At 44.9% G+C, this 16,373-nt stretch carries 18 protein-coding genes; 15 read left to right on the top strand and 3 right to left on the bottom strand.

Annotated features, from left to right (window positions below; translation table 11 throughout):
• Positions 1 to 269: 269 nt before the first annotated feature.
• A complete protein-coding gene (locus tag QGT46_RS12580) occupies positions 270 to 989 on the bottom strand; it encodes an Ig-like domain-containing protein (RefSeq protein WP_148459983.1) in 720 nt (239 codons plus the stop codon).
• 327 nt (positions 990 to 1,316) lie between these two features.
• Between QGT46_RS12580 and QGT46_RS12575 the strand changes: the two genes are divergently transcribed.
• The gene (locus tag QGT46_RS12575; protein ID WP_148459984.1) at positions 1,317 to 2,567 is read left to right on the top strand and encodes an IS110 family transposase; all 1,251 of its coding nucleotides are present in this window, start codon (positions 1,317 to 1,319) and stop codon (positions 2,565 to 2,567) included.
• A gap of 227 nt (positions 2,568 to 2,794) precedes the next feature.
• Here the strand turns inward: QGT46_RS12575 and QGT46_RS17345 are convergent, their stop codons facing one another.
• Positions 2,795 to 3,016 carry a response regulator transcription factor gene (locus QGT46_RS17345; RefSeq protein WP_268876125.1) on the bottom strand — a complete coding sequence of 74 codons (222 nt, stop codon included), beginning with the start codon at positions 3,014 to 3,016 and terminating at the stop codon, positions 2,795 to 2,797.
• Between the two features lie 225 nt (positions 3,017 to 3,241).
• Here QGT46_RS17345 and QGT46_RS12565 point away from each other — a divergent pair, with 225 nt between their 5' ends.
• The 14 genes from QGT46_RS12565 (at position 3,242) to QGT46_RS12500 (ending at position 14,908) form a co-directional block, all read left to right on the top strand.
• On the top strand, positions 3,242 to 5,035 hold the full coding sequence (locus tag QGT46_RS12565; protein WP_148459985.1) for a DUF885 domain-containing protein: 1,794 nt from the start codon (positions 3,242 to 3,244) through the stop codon (positions 5,033 to 5,035).
• An 18-nt stretch (positions 5,036 to 5,053) separates the two neighbouring features.
• Positions 5,054 to 5,566, top strand: a complete 513-nt coding sequence (gene rimM / locus QGT46_RS12560) for a ribosome maturation factor RimM (RefSeq protein ID WP_006567395.1) — start codon at positions 5,054 to 5,056, stop codon at positions 5,564 to 5,566.
• Entirely contained in the window at positions 5,559 to 6,245 is a 687-nt protein-coding gene (gene trmD / locus QGT46_RS12555) for a tRNA (guanosine(37)-N1)-methyltransferase TrmD (protein WP_024727917.1), read from the top strand. Before rimM ends, trmD begins: the two co-directional genes overlap by 8 nt.
• Before the next feature lie 115 nt (positions 6,246 to 6,360).
• Entirely contained in the window at positions 6,361 to 6,702 is a 342-nt protein-coding gene (gene rplS, locus QGT46_RS12550; protein WP_006567393.1) for a 50S ribosomal protein L19, read from the top strand.
• 71 nt (positions 6,703 to 6,773) lie between these two features.
• A complete protein-coding gene (gene lepB, locus QGT46_RS12545; RefSeq protein ID WP_287518262.1) occupies positions 6,774 to 7,325 on the top strand; it encodes a signal peptidase I in 552 nt (183 codons plus the stop codon).
• Between the two features lie 13 nt (positions 7,326 to 7,338).
• Complete coding sequence (gene ylqF / locus QGT46_RS12540) at positions 7,339 to 8,193, top strand: ribosome biogenesis GTPase YlqF (protein WP_095142984.1); 855 nt, start codon at positions 7,339 to 7,341, stop codon at positions 8,191 to 8,193.
• A gap of 8 nt (positions 8,194 to 8,201) precedes the next feature.
• A complete protein-coding gene (gene lepB / locus QGT46_RS12535; RefSeq protein ID WP_148459986.1) occupies positions 8,202 to 8,756 on the top strand; it encodes a signal peptidase I in 555 nt (184 codons plus the stop codon).
• Between the two features lie 10 nt (positions 8,757 to 8,766).
• Positions 8,767 to 9,414: a ribonuclease HII gene (locus QGT46_RS12530; protein ID WP_235824643.1), complete on the top strand. Its 648-nt coding sequence runs from the start codon at positions 8,767 to 8,769 to the stop codon at positions 9,412 to 9,414.
• On the top strand, positions 9,411 to 9,752 hold the full coding sequence (locus QGT46_RS12525; protein ID WP_095142981.1) for a YraN family protein: 342 nt from the start codon (positions 9,411 to 9,413) through the stop codon (positions 9,750 to 9,752). The genes QGT46_RS12530 and QGT46_RS12525 overlap by 4 nt, the downstream gene beginning before the upstream one ends.
• Complete coding sequence (pgeF, locus tag QGT46_RS12520) at positions 9,742 to 10,560, top strand: peptidoglycan editing factor PgeF (protein ID WP_095142980.1); 819 nt, start codon at positions 9,742 to 9,744, stop codon at positions 10,558 to 10,560. The genes QGT46_RS12525 and pgeF overlap by 11 nt, the downstream gene beginning before the upstream one ends.
• A 90-nt stretch (positions 10,561 to 10,650) precedes the next feature.
• Complete coding sequence (gene der, locus QGT46_RS12515) at positions 10,651 to 11,973, top strand: ribosome biogenesis GTPase Der (RefSeq protein WP_095142979.1); 1,323 nt, start codon at positions 10,651 to 10,653, stop codon at positions 11,971 to 11,973.
• Positions 11,973 to 12,599 carry a glycerol-3-phosphate 1-O-acyltransferase PlsY gene (plsY, locus tag QGT46_RS12510; RefSeq protein ID WP_095142978.1) on the top strand — a complete coding sequence of 209 codons (627 nt, stop codon included), beginning with the start codon at positions 11,973 to 11,975 and terminating at the stop codon, positions 12,597 to 12,599. The genes der and plsY overlap by 1 nt, the downstream gene beginning before the upstream one ends.
• A gap of 9 nt (positions 12,600 to 12,608) precedes the next feature.
• The gene (locus QGT46_RS12505; RefSeq protein WP_095142977.1) at positions 12,609 to 13,625 is read left to right on the top strand and encodes an NAD(P)H-dependent glycerol-3-phosphate dehydrogenase; all 1,017 of its coding nucleotides are present in this window, start codon (positions 12,609 to 12,611) and stop codon (positions 13,623 to 13,625) included.
• A gap of 14 nt (positions 13,626 to 13,639) precedes the next feature.
• Positions 13,640 to 14,908: an aminotransferase class I/II-fold pyridoxal phosphate-dependent enzyme gene (locus QGT46_RS12500; protein WP_095142987.1), complete on the top strand. Its 1,269-nt coding sequence runs from the start codon at positions 13,640 to 13,642 to the stop codon at positions 14,906 to 14,908.
• 26 nt (positions 14,909 to 14,934) lie between these two features.
• On the opposite strand, the gene QGT46_RS12495 is transcribed toward QGT46_RS12500, so the two are convergent.
• Positions 14,935 to 16,302: an MATE family efflux transporter gene (locus tag QGT46_RS12495; RefSeq protein WP_148459987.1), complete on the bottom strand. Its 1,368-nt coding sequence runs from the start codon at positions 16,300 to 16,302 to the stop codon at positions 14,935 to 14,937.
• Between the last annotated feature and the right edge of the window lie 71 nt (positions 16,303 to 16,373).

Raw genomic sequence — 16,373 nt, 5'->3', positions numbered from 1 at the left:
GGGCAATCTCAAAAGAAAAGCTGAAACAGGCAGGGCTTGTGAGTTGCTACGATTATTACATGGAACGTCATGCTTTGAAGTTATGTTGAACCGCCGTATGCCGAACGGCATGTACGGTGGTGTGAGAGGGGAGATTTAATCTCCCCTACTCGATTTAGTCCTATAATGCAAATGTAAATATCATTATAAAATGAAGGATAATCAAAGAATGCCTTAGATATGCCTGGAGCGCATAAATAAGCCATTCTTTGATTTTTTTGTCTGTGCGGTTAGTGGCAGACTTTGCAGGGCCTGCTCTTAGGACAGGAAGACAGGGAGCCGTGATAAATTGTTCGGGAACGGCCCAAAGTCGGGCAGTCTATGGTGCTGTGATATACAGAACCTCCAGGAGTCCAATAAACTGTTTCCGTATGTTTCTTTTTTGAAGACTTCTTTTTAGGAGAAACTTTAATCCTGCAGGTTGCTTTTTTGCCGGACTTCATAGTTACAGTGAGCTTGGCAGTGCCTTTTCTTTTTGCTTTTACTTTTCCCTTTTTTGAGACAGTGGCAATCTTTTTATTGCTGGATTTCCACTTCTTTACGGAATCACCTTTTGCATATTTTATTTTCAGCTTATAGGTTTTTGAGACTTTTAATTTTACGGTTTTCTTTGTAAACTTTACATATGGTTTTAATTTTGCAGTTTTCTTTGACTGTATTTTATAACATTCAAGACACTCACGCTGTTTCAGCCCTGTTTTACGGATGGTTGGTTTTTTTACAGTATACCAGTCATCCCATAAGTGCTCACCCGTTGCAGGGACAGTTTTAGTCTGGTTTTCATAGCAAAGATAACACCAGCGCGATTTCTCTCCGGTATCACTGCATGTAGGTTCAGTCGTAGTATCCCATTCACTCCACTCATGGTGACAAGACTCGGCTGCCGGAATCGTAAGCGTTGGTATTATCATAGAGAATACCAGAATGATACAAAACAATTTCTTTTTCATAAATATAAACCACCTTTCTGCGAAAGGCACCGATGGGGTTATGAAACCCTGTCACTACTTTTCGCTTTTCAATTCTATTCCCCTTCTGATAAAATTTCTTTTATAAAACCGACACACTACAGAACACGTGGAGGTGAGTGGCGGGGCTGTATAGCGGCAACCTCGCATAAATATAAGTCGTCGGTCATCCGTTAAGGCATCAATGAATGGCGCATTCCGTAGCCCGTAAACTTATCTCTTCCAAAGTCGACTCGATTTTGCCGGATGACCAGTCCCTGTCGGTTTTATCTCAATAAAATTCAGGAGGTTATTTTATTGTCTTTCTAAATATTTCGTTTTAACTGCTGTGGACTTGATGTCCACAAAATCTGGATCTACGCATGCATTGGCATCACCGATTCAAACGGCAGAACCGATTACAAACAAGCTCGTTTCTCTTCCTTTTCCAAAGGATTGAAGGAACTGTGTGATTGGCTTGCAAAGTATAACTGTTCTGAAGTCTGTATGGAATCTACCGGCAAGTATTGGATCCCTGTATTTAATGTTTTGGAAAAGGCAAATAATTCTGTGATTCTTGCTCATCCAAAATATACAAAACCTCAAAAAGGAAATAAGACCGACCGAAAGGATGCGAAATGGATTTGCGACTTGTTCATGTGTGAAATGATCAAACCTTCCTTTATTCCACCCGCTGACATTCGTCATTTAAGGGATTTAGTAAGATACCGGTTCAAACTCACCTGTATGATTACCGGCGAAAAGAACCGTGCGAAAAACTGTCTTACTGTTTCTAATCTTAAATTAGATGATGTATTCAGTGACGTGTTTGGGAAATCTTCTCGTTCCATCACAGAATATATGCTCGCTCATCCAGGGGAAATATTTGATGTGGCACCTTTTGTAGACAGTCGATGTAAAACACCTATGGAAGAAATCCAAGCCGCTGTTGACGGAGCTATTTCTCCTGAGCAGGCCATTAAACTTCGTCAGTGCCTCAATCATATCGACGAATTAGAAAAGCATCTGGAAGAAATAGAACGGGAAATCCTTCGTCTCTCTGATAAATACCAGGCCGCTCTTGATCTAATTCGTACAGTTCCCGGGTTTGATAAAAATCCAATGACTGCCATTCAAATCCTTTCTGAAATCGGAGGTGACATGTCTGTTTTCCCCTCAGCTAAGCACCTCGTTTCATGGGCAGGATGTTGTCCGCGCAATGACCAAAGCAACAAAAGAATCAAATCAACTCGAATTTCCCGTGCTGGTAATTATATTAAACCCATTCTGGTACAAGTTGCAAATGGTTTATTGCGTTCTAAGAAACATCCTGAAATAACCGGCCGCTATAAGCGTATTAAATCGCACCGTGGTCACAAGAAAGCCATTATCGCAATCTGCCGTATGCTCCTGACCGCTATCTGGCACATACTTTCAGATTTAAAACCATATACAGCAGAAAGTTTTCTTGAATCACGTCCTGTGAATAAAGCAAAAGTATTGACTACTTCACAGGCACTTAATCTACTAAAGCAGCGTGGATACACCATTAAGGATGATATCGTTCCTGCCATGAATTAGGTGTTGTGTCTATATTTTCTTTTTGAAGCCACCGTAAGATGGCTTGTTTGCCATACAATTTACTTTTTTCTAACCACTATTACTTTGTTTCAAACTTACCTCCTCTTTGTTAAGTATAAAGTTACTTTCTACTTGTGCATACAATTGATGACAATATATATTAATATACCACAATTAATGACAAAAGTTATATATAACATACAAAATAACTAGGAACTTTACAAAACTTATATTATAATTACAGGATCAAAAGGCTTTGTAATATAATCATCCGCGCCGAGACGAAGCAGATCAATTTTATTCTGAGTCGTTCCCCGGGCAGAAATAACAATCACGGGAAGATCAGAGCAGGAACGTATTTCTTTCAGGAGCTGATCGCCGCTTTTATATGGAAGCATGAGATCCAGGAGTACCAGATCAATGTTTTGGTGTCTGATGATTTGAGAAATACAGCGGCCGTCAGTTTCTCAAACGGCTTCAAAACCGTATCCGGATAAAAAGTCTGACAGAATTTTCAGGATTTCTTTGTCGTCTTCGATGATTAATATTCTTGACATATACAGTACCTGTCCTTTCACTAAGTTTTTAAATAGTATATCATATTTTTAGGTTGCATATCTTTTGCCGTTTATTTAAAATATTCATAAGGAACAAATACCCGGGAGGATAAATATATGAAATTTACAAAGAGACTGCTTTCTCTGCTGCTCTCATTGCTGCTGGCATTTTCACTGAGCGGCTGCAAAACATCAACAGAGCAGGGGAAAAGCGGACAAACCAGTCAGAAGACCGGCCAGGAACAGTCAAAAACTGAGGAACAAAAACAGTTTGACAAATTTTTAGACCGACAGGTAAAAGAGACGTTGTCTCAAAATACGCTGAATCTTCATTATCAGCTGAAGGATCCTGAGAAGTATGGGATCAAACCGGAGAAGGTTTCCATCGGACATATTTCTCCCGGACAAGATAAGAAAGCGCTGAAGGAAAATAAGAAGACAGCAGAAGAGCTTTCTAAATTCAAAAGGAGCAGTCTGACAGAAAAACAGAAACTTACGTATGATATATTAGAAGATTATCTGGGTATGCTCATAGAAGAAAGCCGGTATCCATTATATGACAATATTATCGGGGAGATTTCCGGCATTCAGTCCAATCTTCCGGTGACACTGGCAGAATATCAATTCTACAGAAAGAAAGATATTGAAGATTATCTCAGCCTGCTGTCACAGGTTACAGGATATCTTCAAGAGGCTGGAGAGTATCTGAAAGCACAGTCTAAAGCAGGATTGTATGTAACCGATGTGGCAGCAGACACTGCGGCTAAGCAGATTGATGACTTTTTAAAGGAAAGCGGAGAAAAAAATATTTTAAGCGCTACATTTAAAGAACGTGTTAATGCTGTTTCCGGCCTCAGCAAGGAACAGAAAATAATTTATAAAAAACAAAATAAGAAACTGCTGAATCAGTCTGTGTATCCTGCATTCCGCAGTTTTAAAAAGACAATTCTGTCACTGAAGGGAACCGGAAAAAACAGCGGAGGTGTCTGCAATTTAAAAAATGGGAAAAAATACTATCGGCTGGTCTTGAAGGAGCAGACGGGAACAAACAAAACAGTCAGCCAGCTGCTCTCAAGTGTGACAGGCCGTCTCCAGAGCTCAGTCAAACAGATGGTGAATCTGATCCAGGGCGATGAGAGCCTCCAGAAAAAGTTTTATAATTTTGATCCGGTGATGACCAGTCCTAAAAAGGTATTGGCCGATCTGGAGAAGAAGGCTAAAACAGATTACCCTCCGTTAAAAAAAGTTCATTATAAGATCAAATATGTTCCGGAGGCGCTGGAAGATACTTTGAGTCCGGCTTTTTATATGATTCCGCCGATCGATGATGAGACGGAAAATACCATCTATATTAACAAGGGTTCCACCGATAAGAGCGGAATTTACAATACCCTGGCTCATGAAGGATATCCCGGGCATCTTTATCAAAACAATTATTTTCTCAGCACAGATCCGGACGATATCCGTTTGATCATGGATTTTCCTGGTTACTCGGAAGGCTGGGCCTCCTATGTGGAGATGCATGCCTTTGACTATGCTCCGTATGATAAGTCTGTGGCCAAATTGAAACGCATCAATGACGAGATCAATATGGCCATCGGAAGTGCTGTCGATATCAATGTCAACTACCGGGGATGGACCTTGGACCAGATTAAAGACATGCTGGAAGACATGGGATATGGAAGTTCTGCGGCAGACCAGCTTTACAGGCTCGTATCTTCGGAACCGGGATACTATCTGAAATATTATTCCGGAGCCCTGGAATTTCAGGAATTGAGAAACAAGGCGTCCAAGGAGCTTGGCAAGAAGTTCCAGACGAAAGAGTTCCACAAGGTGATTCTTGAAAACGGCCCGAGCAATTTTTTACAAGTGAGAAAAGCCGTAGAGGCATATATCGAAGAAAACAAATAGGAAGGAATACAGTTTATTATGGAAGATATATTACAGGTAGGAGCGATCGCTTCCACCCACGGTGTCCGCGGAGAGGTCAAGGTGTATCCGATGACCGATGATGTGGAGCGCTTTAAGGATTTGAAGGAGGTACTGCTGGATACGGGCAGGGAAATGAAGCTTCTGCATGTGAAGTCCTGTAAGTTTTTTAAAAACCAGCCGATTCTTAAGTTTGAGGAGTTTGACAATATCAATGATATCGAACAGTATAAACGCTGCGGGCTGTTTGTCACAAGAGAGAATGCAGTTAAGCTTGAAGAGAATGAGTTTTTCATTGCCGATATCATCGGGTTCGATGTTTACCGGGAGACCGGAAAGAAGCTGGGAATATTGGATGACGTGCTTCAGACAGGGGCAAATGATGTGTATGTGGTAAAAATGGATGATGGAAAGGAAGTACTGCTTCCGGCCATAAGAGACTGTATCAAAAAGGTCTCTCTGGAAGAAAAGAGAATCGATGTTTTTGTAATGAAAGGACTGCTGGATGAATAAGTTTCACGTTTTGACTTTATTTCCCGAGATGATCGAGAGCGGATGCAGCACGAGTATTTTAGGCCGTGCGAAAGAGGCGGGACATATCGGTGTGGAAGCCGTAAACATCAGGGATTTTACGAGGGACAAGCATAAAAAAGTGGACGATTATCCATACGGCGGCGGTGCCGGAATGGTCATGCAGGCGGAGCCGATCTATCTGGCATATCAGCATATCGAGCAAAAGATGGAGAAGAAGCCCCGGGTGATTTATGTGACTCCTCAGGGAAAGGTGTTTCACCAGGAGATGGCTAAGGAGCTTGCAGAGGAAGAAGAACTTGTTTTTCTGTGCGGCCATTATGAGGGCGTGGATGAACGTGTCTTAGAAGAGATTGTCACGGATTATGTCTCCATTGGGGATTACGTTTTGACGGGAGGAGAGCTTCCGGCTATGGTGATGATCGACGCCATCTCCAGACTGGTTCCGGGAGTGCTGAATAACGGAGACTCGGCGGAGTACGAGTCTTTTGAAAACGGGATGCTGGAATATCCCCAGTACACAAGACCGCCGGAGTTTTTGGGGAGAAAAGTACCGGAGGTGCTGCTTTCAGGTCACCACGGAAGGATTGAAGAGTGGAGGAAAGAGCAGTCTTATTTGAGGACAAAGGAGAGAAGGCCGGATCTGCTCGATAAAAAGTAAATAATCCTTGCAAAAAAAAAGTTGTTGTGATATTATATAGCAGTTGTTATAAATAGGATGGTCCTCTGTTACACAAGGTATTATGAACATCTAAAAAGATTTAAGGAGGAACAACATGAACGATATCATTAAAAGTATTGAAGATGCACAGTTAAGAGAAGTTGCAGATTTCAGAACAGGTGACACTGTAAAAGTATACGGAAAAGTAAAAGAGGGAAACCGCGAAAGAATTCAGGTGTTTGAAGGAACTGTCATCAAAAGACAGAACGGCGGAGCACGCGAGACATTTACCGTGCGCAAAAATTCCAACGGCATCGGCGTAGAAAAAACATGGCCTGTACATTCTCCGATCATCGAGAAGATCGAAGTTGTGCGCAAAGGTAAGGTTAGACGCGCGAAATTATACTACTTACGTGACCGTGTAGGTAAGGCTGCGAAAGTGAAAGAAAGAGTATAATATTTTTCAAAAAAACACAGGGACGAGCCGGAGCTTGTCCCTGTTTTGTTTAAAGAAAGGGTGTGAGATCTGTGAGCGGATATACGGTTACTTATCAGATGAGGAAGAAAAAAAGGCAGAGACGGGATAAGATCGCGGCATATGTGCTGACTTTTTTGGCCGTGATTTTTGCGGCTTTTATCATTGTCCGTTTTCTGTGTGCCGGTTATACGGTACAGGGAGATTCCATGCTTCCCACCTATGAGAGCGGAGAAAAGCGGCTGGTCAACCGGCTGATTTATAAAGTGAAAAGTCCGGCGCGATATGATATAATATTGTTCGAGTCAGAGGACGAGACGAACAAGCAGTATTATGTAAAGAGAGTGGTCGGACTCCCAGGAGAGACGGTTCAGGTCAGGGACGGGAACGTCTATGTAGACGGCAGAAAGGCCAAAAGCTTCGGAAAAGAACAGATCCTGTCTCCCGGACTGGCAGCAGACGGCGTAAAACTATCCAAGAATCAATATTTTGTCATGGGAGACAATTACAATAACAGCGAAGATTCCAGGAGCGCCGTAGTCGGCAATGTAAAAAAGACACAGATCATAGGCAAGGTCGGGATCAAATATTGGCCTTTTGGATAAAGAAGGAGGACACATGCAATTTCAATGGTACCCGGGTCACATGACCAAGGCAAAAAGAATGATGCAGGAAAATATAAAGCTGATCGATATTGTGATCGAACTGGTGGATGCGAGAATTCCATTCGGAAGCAGGAATCCTGATATCGACCAGCTGGCTCAGAACAAGTCCAGGCTGATTTTATTGAACAAGACGGATCTTGCAGACAGCAGGAAGACAGAACTCTGGGAACAGTATTTTAGAGACAGGGGATTCTTTGTCGGGAAGGTAAATTCCCAGAAGGGAACCGGAGTAAAAGCGGTGCAGGGCATTGTCATGGAGGCGTGCAGAGAAAAGATTGAGCGGGACCGGAAGAGGGGAATTAAGAACCGGCCGATCCGCGCCATGATCGCGGGAATCCCGAATGTAGGGAAATCTACATTTATCAACAGTCTGGCCGGAAAAGCCTGTACGAAAACCGGAAATAAACCGGGCGTGACAAAGGGAAAGCAGTGGATTAAGCTGAATAAAAATATCGAGTTATTAGACACGCCGGGAATTTTGTGGCCCAAATTTGAGGATCAGACAGTAGGCCTTCATCTGGCTCTGATCGGTTCTATCAAGGAAGAAATATTAAATCAGGAAGAGATGGCCATGGAGCTGATCCCGTTTCTGGTAAAAGAATATCCGGGTATCTTAGCGGCACGCTACCGGGTTGAAGAGGAGAAGAATACACTGAAAATCCTCGAACAGATCGCGGCTAACCGGAATTGTAAAGAAAAAGGCAATCAGCTGGATTATGAAAAGGCCGCACACATCCTGCTGGAGGAATACAGGAACGGAAAGCTTGGAAAGATTACGCTGGAAGTACCTGCTGACTTTGAGGGGTAATCAAACACATGTCGTTTCGAATAAGGCGCAGGGCGCATCGTTTTTATTCTGAATTATGTTTCTGGGGATCAACTGTTTTTATAGCAGTTTGTGTTTCCTTTCTCGTCATCACATTTTTAGGGGAGAGAACCGGGGTTTCCGGCTATTCCATGGAGCCGACGCTCCACCATATGGACAGCGTATTGGTCGACAAGCTGACTTACCGGTTCCGGGACCCGAAGCGCTTTGAAGTCGTGGTATTTCCAAATCCCGCGGACAGAAAAGAAAAGCTGGTAAAGAGAGTCATCGGAATGCCCGGGGAGACGGTGGAGATCCGTAGCGGCACAGTTTATATAAACGGCCGGATGATATCCAGGGATTATTCCAAAGATCATATGACATTTACCGTCAATGAGGAGGGCAGCATTACCTTAAAAAAAGATGAATATTTTGTACTGGGAGATAACCGGAATAACAGCATGGACAGCAGGGATATAAGAGTGGGTCCAATAAACAGGAAAGAGATACAGGGAAGAGTAGTTTTCAGGCTGTTTCCGCTCAAAGATGCGGGAAGGATCTTATAGAGAGGTACTTATGACAAAACAGGAAGAAAAACGGTTAGATAAACTGAAGAAAGAGAAGCAGCGCATGTATGAGATGTTTTCTTATGAGAGAGAATACGAAGGGTATTCCCATATATGCGGGATCGATGAGGTGGGCCGGGGGCCTTTTGCAGGACCTGTGGTAGCGGCAGCCGTCATTCTGCCGGGAGACTGTGATATTTTATATCTGAACGATTCCAAGAAAGTTTCGCCCAAAAAGAGAGAAACATTGTATGATGAAATTTATGAGAAAGCTCTGGCCGTCGGAATCGGAATGGCTTCGGAAAAAGTCATAGATGAGATCAATATTTTAAATGCTACCTATGAAGCGATGAGGACGGCGGTTTCAAATCTTCCGGTCGAGCCGGATCTGCTGCTCAATGATGCGGTGACGATCCCGGGGATCGGAACAGAGCAGGTTCCGATCATCAAAGGGGATGCAAAGAGCGCTTCGATTGCGGCGGCAAGCATTGTGGCAAAGGTGACCAGAGACCGGATGATGGAAGAATACGATCAGATCTATCCTCAATATCAGTTCGCCAAGAATAAAGGTTATGGGACAAAGGCTCATATCGAGGCGATCAAAGAGCACGGTATCTGTACACTTCACCGAAAGAGTTTTGTAAGGAAATACATATGAAAAATCATAGAAAGACCGGTATGGAGAAGGAAGAGACTGCGTGCCGGTTTTTATTGACTCAGGGGTATGAAGTCATCGAGAGAAATTTTTATTCCCGCTATGGGGAAATTGATATTATTGCCAGGGATGGACAGTATCTTGTGTTTGCCGAGGTGAAATACCGGCGGGATACAGCCTTCGGATATCCGAGAGAGGCTGTTGACCATAGGAAACAGCAAAAGATTCAAAAGACGGCAGAATATTATCTGTTTTGCCGCGGCATGTTCGACAGGCCGGCAAGATTTGATGTAGTAGAGATCATAGGAAAGAAGATCAGGGTGATAAAAAATGCATTTTAAGAGATCAAACGATAATCATTCTACGGTGCTGCACGAAGGGCAGGTGCCGTATCTAACGTTTAGAAAACTGGATCAGGCAGGAGTCCGCCATGGATTTTCCACCAGGATGGGAGGCGTCAGTAAAGGGATGTTTTCCTCTATGAATTTAAGCTATGCAAGGGGAGACGATGAAGCGTCTGTGGATGAAAATTTCCGCAGGATCGGGCAGGCCATAGGTTTTGACGAGAAAAAGCTTGTATTCTCCAATCAGATCCATGACACGAAGATCAAGACAGTCGGGAAAGAAGACTGCGGAAAAGTCATGACCGGAATGGACGGACTGGTGACCGATGTACCTGGAATCCCACTGTATACGGGGTATGCGGACTGTGTGCCTCTGTTCTTCTTTGACCCTGTCAAAAAAGTGGCGGCTCTGGCCCATTCCGGCTGGAAGGGAACGGTCGGAAGGATCGGAGAAAAGATGGTAATGCATATGAAAGACGGATATGAATGCCGTCCTGAGGATATTGTGGCGGCTGTCGGCCCGTCTATCTGCAGAGACTGCTATGAGGTCAGCGAAGATGTCGCAGAGCAGTTCATAAAGGAATTTTCAGCACACCCGGAAGAAGAATTTCTGGACAGGAAAGAAAATGACAAGTATCAGCTGGACCTGTGGAAGGCCAACGAGATCATATTGACGGAGGCAGGTATTTTAAAGGAGAATCTGGACATCACCGATCTGTGTACCTGCTGCAACAGCGATGCTTTGTTTTCCCACCGGGCAACAAAAGGAAAACGGGGGAATTTGGGGGCATTCATTGTGCTTTGAATGTGATATAATCTTTACAATAGGGAAAGATTATCATATAATCAAACGGAAGTTTTAGGAAGAGAGATTCCATACAGAGAGGAAATAAAAATGAGTAAACCGATAGTAGCAATAGTGGGAAGGCCGAACGTGGGGAAATCCACGCTGTTCAACGCACTTGCGGGAGAGAATATTTCAATCGTAAAAGATACACCGGGAGTGACAAGGGACAGGATTTATGCGGATATTTCCTGGCTGAATTATAATTTTACGCTGATCGACACCGGCGGGATCGAGCCGGATTCGGGAGATGTGATTCTTTCCAGGATGAGAGAACAGGCACAGATCGCCATTGAGACTGCAGACGTGATCATTTTTCTTGTAGATGTGAGGCAGGGATTGGTGGATGCGGACTTCCAGGTGGCGGACATGCTGAGACGGTCTCAAAAGCCGGTGGTCCTGGCAGTGAATAAGGTGGACAACTATGACAAGTTCCTGGCAGATACCTATGAATTTTATAACCTGGGACTGGGCGATCCACACCCGGTTTCTGCAAATTCCAAGCTGGGATTCGGTGATCTGCTGGATGAGGTCGTGGAAAACTGTGATCCAAAGGCACTGGAAGAGGAAGAAGATGAAAGGCCCAAGATCGCCATCATCGGAAAGCCCAATGCAGGGAAGTCTTCTATCATCAACAAAATGCTCGGTGAGGAGAGAGTTATTGTATCGGACGTTGCGGGAACGACAAGGGATGCCATTGACACGGTCATCCAGAAAAACGGAAAGGAATACGTATTTATTGACACCGCAGGGCTCCGAAGGAAAAATAAAATCAAAGAAGATCTGGAACGTTACAGCGTCATCCGTACAGTTTCCGCAGTGGAACGGTGTGATGTGGCGGTTCTGGTCATCGACGCCACGGAAGGCATTACCGAGCAGGACGCAAAGATCGCAGGTATTGCTCACGAGAGGGGCAAGGGGATGATCATTGCGGTCAACAAATGGGACTTGGTGGAGAAGGATGACAAGACGATCTATAAGTTCACAAACAAGATCCGTGAAGTATTGGCGTACATGTCCTATGCAGAATTAATCTTTATCTCAGCAAAGACAGGCCAGCGTTTTCCGAAAATCTTTGATATGCTTGACGCAGTCATTGAAAATCATGCCATGCGTGTTCAGACAGGAGTGCTGAATGAGATTCTGGCTGAGGCAGTGGCGATGAAACAGCCGCCGTCTGACAAAGGAAAACGGCTGAAGCTCTACTACATGACACAAGTATCGGTAAAGCCGCCCACATTTGTTGTATTTATCAATGACAGGCAGCTGATGCACTTTTCATATACCAGATATATTGAAAATCAGATACGGAATACTTTTGGATTCCGGGGAACCCCGATCCACATCATTGCGCGGGAAAGGAAGGAGAAGTAATGGTCCTTTGTGTTTTTCTCTGCCTGGCCATGGGATATCTGCTGGGCTGCATTCAGACAGGATTTATCATTGGGAAAATCAATCATATCGACATCAGGGATTACGGAAGCGGTAATTCCGGAACGACGAATACACTGAGAACCCTCGGAAAGACAGCGGCACTGCTAACCTTCCTTGGGGACTCCTCAAAGGGGCTGATCGCAGTCAATATTGCCAGATACATATTAATTCCCCAGTTTGGAGGAATGGCCCATGAAGCCACGCTTTGGCTGGTGACCGGGTTTGCCGTGGTCATCGGGCACAATTTTCCTTTTTACCTGCATTTTAAAGGCGGGAAAGGAATTGCCACAACGGGCGGTGTGATCTTTGCATTCGACTGGAGACTCGGACTTCTCTGCTTGCTGATCTTTTCTGTTGTGACGGGGATCAGCAAATATGTATCACTGGGTTCCATCTGCATGGTGCTGGTGATCCCGTTTATTTTATATTTCAGCAGTCCCCGCGACTGGCAGCTTGTAGCGGTGGGATGTGTGTTTACGGTCATGGCCGTATGGCGCCACAGGGCAAATATCGACCGGCTCATTCACGGGACGGAAAACAAACTCGGACAGAAGGTAAAACGTTAGGAGGAAACTATGAAAAAGGTTAGCGTAATCGGTGCAGGAAGCTGGGGAAGTGCTTTGGCAGTTTTGCTGGCGAACAATGGACATGAAGTGACACTTTGGTCTCACGATTCCCGGGAGATCGAGATGCTTCAGAAGGAAAGAGAGCAGAAAGACAAGCTTCCGGGAGTGAAGCTTCCGGAAAATATAAAGGTCAGCGCCGACCTTGAAGAAACACTCGCCGGCAGAGATGTCATCGTCATGGCCGTGCCGTCTCCGGTGGTCCGTTCAATGGCAAATCGTATGGCTCCATATATAAAAGAAGGCCAGGTCATCGTCAATGTGGCGAAAGGGATCGAGGATGAAACCTATAAGACGCTGACAGAGATCATCGAGGAGGAGATCCCGGGTGCTGTTGTCTGTGTACTCTCCGGCCCGAGCCACGCAGAGGAAGTGGGAAGAAAACTTCCGACCACCTGTGTTGTCGGCGCGAAAAAGGAAAGTGTAGCTGTCATGCTTCAGGATCTGTTTATGAATGAGGTGTTCCGTGTCTACACGAGTCCTGATATCATGGGAATTGAGCTCGGAGGAGCATTAAAGAACGTCATCGCCCTGGCTGCCGGCGTCACAGACGGTCTGGGATACGGCGACAATACAAAAGCGGCACTGATGACAAGAGGAATTGCAGAACTTACAAGACTGGGAGCGGCTCTCGGAGGACAGATCGAGACATTCACCGGTCTGACCGGCATCGGTGATCTGATTGTTACCTGTACGAGTGTTCACAGCCGGAACAGGAAAGCCGGACTCCTGATGGGACAGGGATATACTCCGAAAGAGGCTATGGATGAAGTCAAGATGGTGGTGGAAGGCGTCTATTCCGCCAAAGCGGCTCTCGGACTCGCAAAGCGGAACAATGTCAGTGTTCCGATCATCGAAGAAGTAAACAAAGTGCTCTTTGAGGAAAAAGATCCGAAAGAGGCAGTGGCAGACCTGCTCTTAAGGGAGCGCAAGAAGGAACATACAAACCTTAAATGGGAAGAAGAATAAGAAAGGATAAAGCTATGACAGAATTCGCGGAAATGTCAAAGGAAGAATTGGAACAGGCAAAGGAAGCAGCAGACAAGGATTATGAGGAACTGAAGTCCAGGAATTTAAGTCTTGATATGTCAAGAGGAAAGCCTGCGCCGTCGCAGATTGATCACGCCAACGGCATGCTGAAAGAAATGACGGACTATCACACAAAGGCAGGAATGGATGTGAGAAACTACGGCGTTCTGGACGGGATTCCGGAAATGAAGGAACTTTTCAGTGAACTGCTCGATATTCCGGCCGGCCAGCTGATCGTCGGAGGAAATGCAAGCCTTAACTTAATGTTTGACGCAGTGATGCGTCTGTTTGTGTTCGGAACTATGGGAGAGAAGCCGTGGGGCCAGCTTGACAAGGTGAAGTTCCTCTGCCCAAGTCCCGGCTATGACCGTCATTTTACCATCTGCGAGATTCTGGATATCGAAATGATTCCGGTTGCTATGACGAAAGAAGGTCCGGATATGGATATGGTGGAAGAGCTTGTGGGAAGTGATGCGTCCATCAAAGGTATCTGGTGCGTTCCTAAGTATTCCAATCCACAGGGCATCTGTTACAGTGACGAAACAGTAGACCGACTGGCTTCCATGAAGACTGCCGCGAAAGACTTCAAAATATTTTGGGACAATGCCTATGGTGTGCATCCGGTCTTTGAGGATGTGAAAGTTAAGAATATCATTGACGCATGTGAAGAAGCCGGTACAAAGAACCGTCCGTATTATTTCTTCTCCACATCAAAAATTACCTTCCCCGGAGCCGGTGTCAGCCTGATCGCTTCCAGTGACGAGAATATAAATGAAATCAAAAAAGTCATGGGTGCGCAAACGATCGGATATGACAAAGTCAATCAGCTGCGTCACGTACAGTTCTTTAAAAATGCAGAGGGCCTGAGAGCACATATGCAGGTTTTGGCTGAGTGCATGAGGCCGAAGTTTGAAACGGTTCTCAAATATCTGAACAAAGAGCTTGCGGGAACAGGGCTCGCTGTATGGGAGGAGCCGAAAGGCGGATATTTTGTGTCTGTGGATGTATATCCGGGATGTGCAGAAGAGGTTGTGCGTCTGGCGAAAGAGGCGGGTGTTGTACTCACCGGTGCAGGAGCGACTTATCCATACAGGAAGGACCCGAAGGACAGCAATTTAAGGATTGCGCCTACATACCCTACAGTGGAAGAACTGGAACAGGCGATGGAACTGTTCTGTGTCTGTGTAAAGAAGGCAGCACTTCATAAACTGGTTAGAGAATAAAAAAAGAGGACTCCGGAAACGAGCATTTAAGCTTGTTCTCCGGAGTCTTTCAGTTTGCGGTAAACCGTGAGCAGCATTGTGACATAGCAGGCGGTTCCTCCGATAAAATTGGAGACGGGTTCTGCGATAAAAACGCCGTTGACACCGAGACCGAACAGCATTGGCAGGCAGACGGTCAGAGGAAGGACAATGACGACCTTCCGGAAAATAGAAAAGAAGATGGCCTGTTTGGACCTGTTCAGAGCGATATAAGTGGACTGGCCTGAAAACTGCAGGGACATCATGAAGATCCCAAAGAAGTAAAGTTTCAGGGCAGGGACACCCTTTGCTATGATCTCAGGGCAGCTGTTGAAAATATGAATAAAAAAGTGTGGGGCGAGGAGCAGAATTCCCCATACGAAAAAGGTGTACACAATGCATGAAAATGTCATGAAGCGGATGGCCTGCCTGACTCTGCCGTACTGTTCTGCTCCGTAATTGTACCCTAAGACCGGCTGTGCGCCGTTAGTGATGCCGGTAACCGGCATCGTAATGACTTCCCGGATCGAATTTAAAATCGTCATGACTGTTACGTAGAGATCTCCTCCGTAGATCTGCAGAGTTGCATTGCAGGCAATCTGTACGATGCTGTTTGTGACCGACATCGTAAAACCGGAAAGACCGAGGGTTACGATCTGCCTGACCAGACTGAGCTTTAACCTGAAGTTTTCCCTTTTCAGTTTTAGTATTGTTTTTCTGCCGGCGAGAAACAGGAGCACCCATACAGAGGAAATAAACTGGGAAATGACAGTTGCGAGAGCCGCTCCCCTGACACCCAGATGCAGGACAAAGATGAAAACAGGATCTAATATAATATTTAAGACGGCGCCGATCAAAACCGTCAGCATGCCGGATCTTGCAAAACCCTGAGAATTTATGAAGCTGTTCATACCAAGGCCGATCATTACAAAAACAGACCCCAGAAGATAGATCGTGATGTAGCTGTCTGCATAGGGAAATGTGGCTTGGCTCGCTCCGAATGCATAAATAACAGGTTTTTTAAATATAAGTATTACAGCCGTGAGCAGAAGGCCCAGGAGAATCAGAAGGAAAAAAGAATTTCCCATGATCTCCTCGGCCTTTTTTTGATTCCCTTTTCCGCGTTCTATGGAACAAAGAGGGGCACCTCCCATACCGATCAGATTGGCAAATGCCATGATGATTGTGATAATCGGAAAGGTAATGCCCACACCTCCCAGGGCGAGAGCGGCATCTGTTCCCATTCTTCCGATATAGATACGGTCAACAATACTGTACAGTACGTTGATCAGCTGAGCCAGAGTCATAGGTACAGCAAGGTTTATGATGTTTTTTGTGACGCTTCCTTTTGTAAAATCATTTTTTTCTTTTTCCATAACAGATGCCGCCTCTTTTACATAAATAGTTTAGATTTTATAGTATAGTATACCATGTTTTGAGAGTGAAA

It is taken from the genome of Anaerostipes faecis (genome assembly GCF_910574135.1).
In the GTDB taxonomy this organism is placed as follows: Bacteria; Bacillota; Clostridia; order Lachnospirales; family Lachnospiraceae; genus Anaerostipes; species Anaerostipes hominis.
The sequence above is the reverse complement of the archived record's forward strand: the minus strand, read 5'-3'. Positions and strand labels throughout refer to the sequence as shown.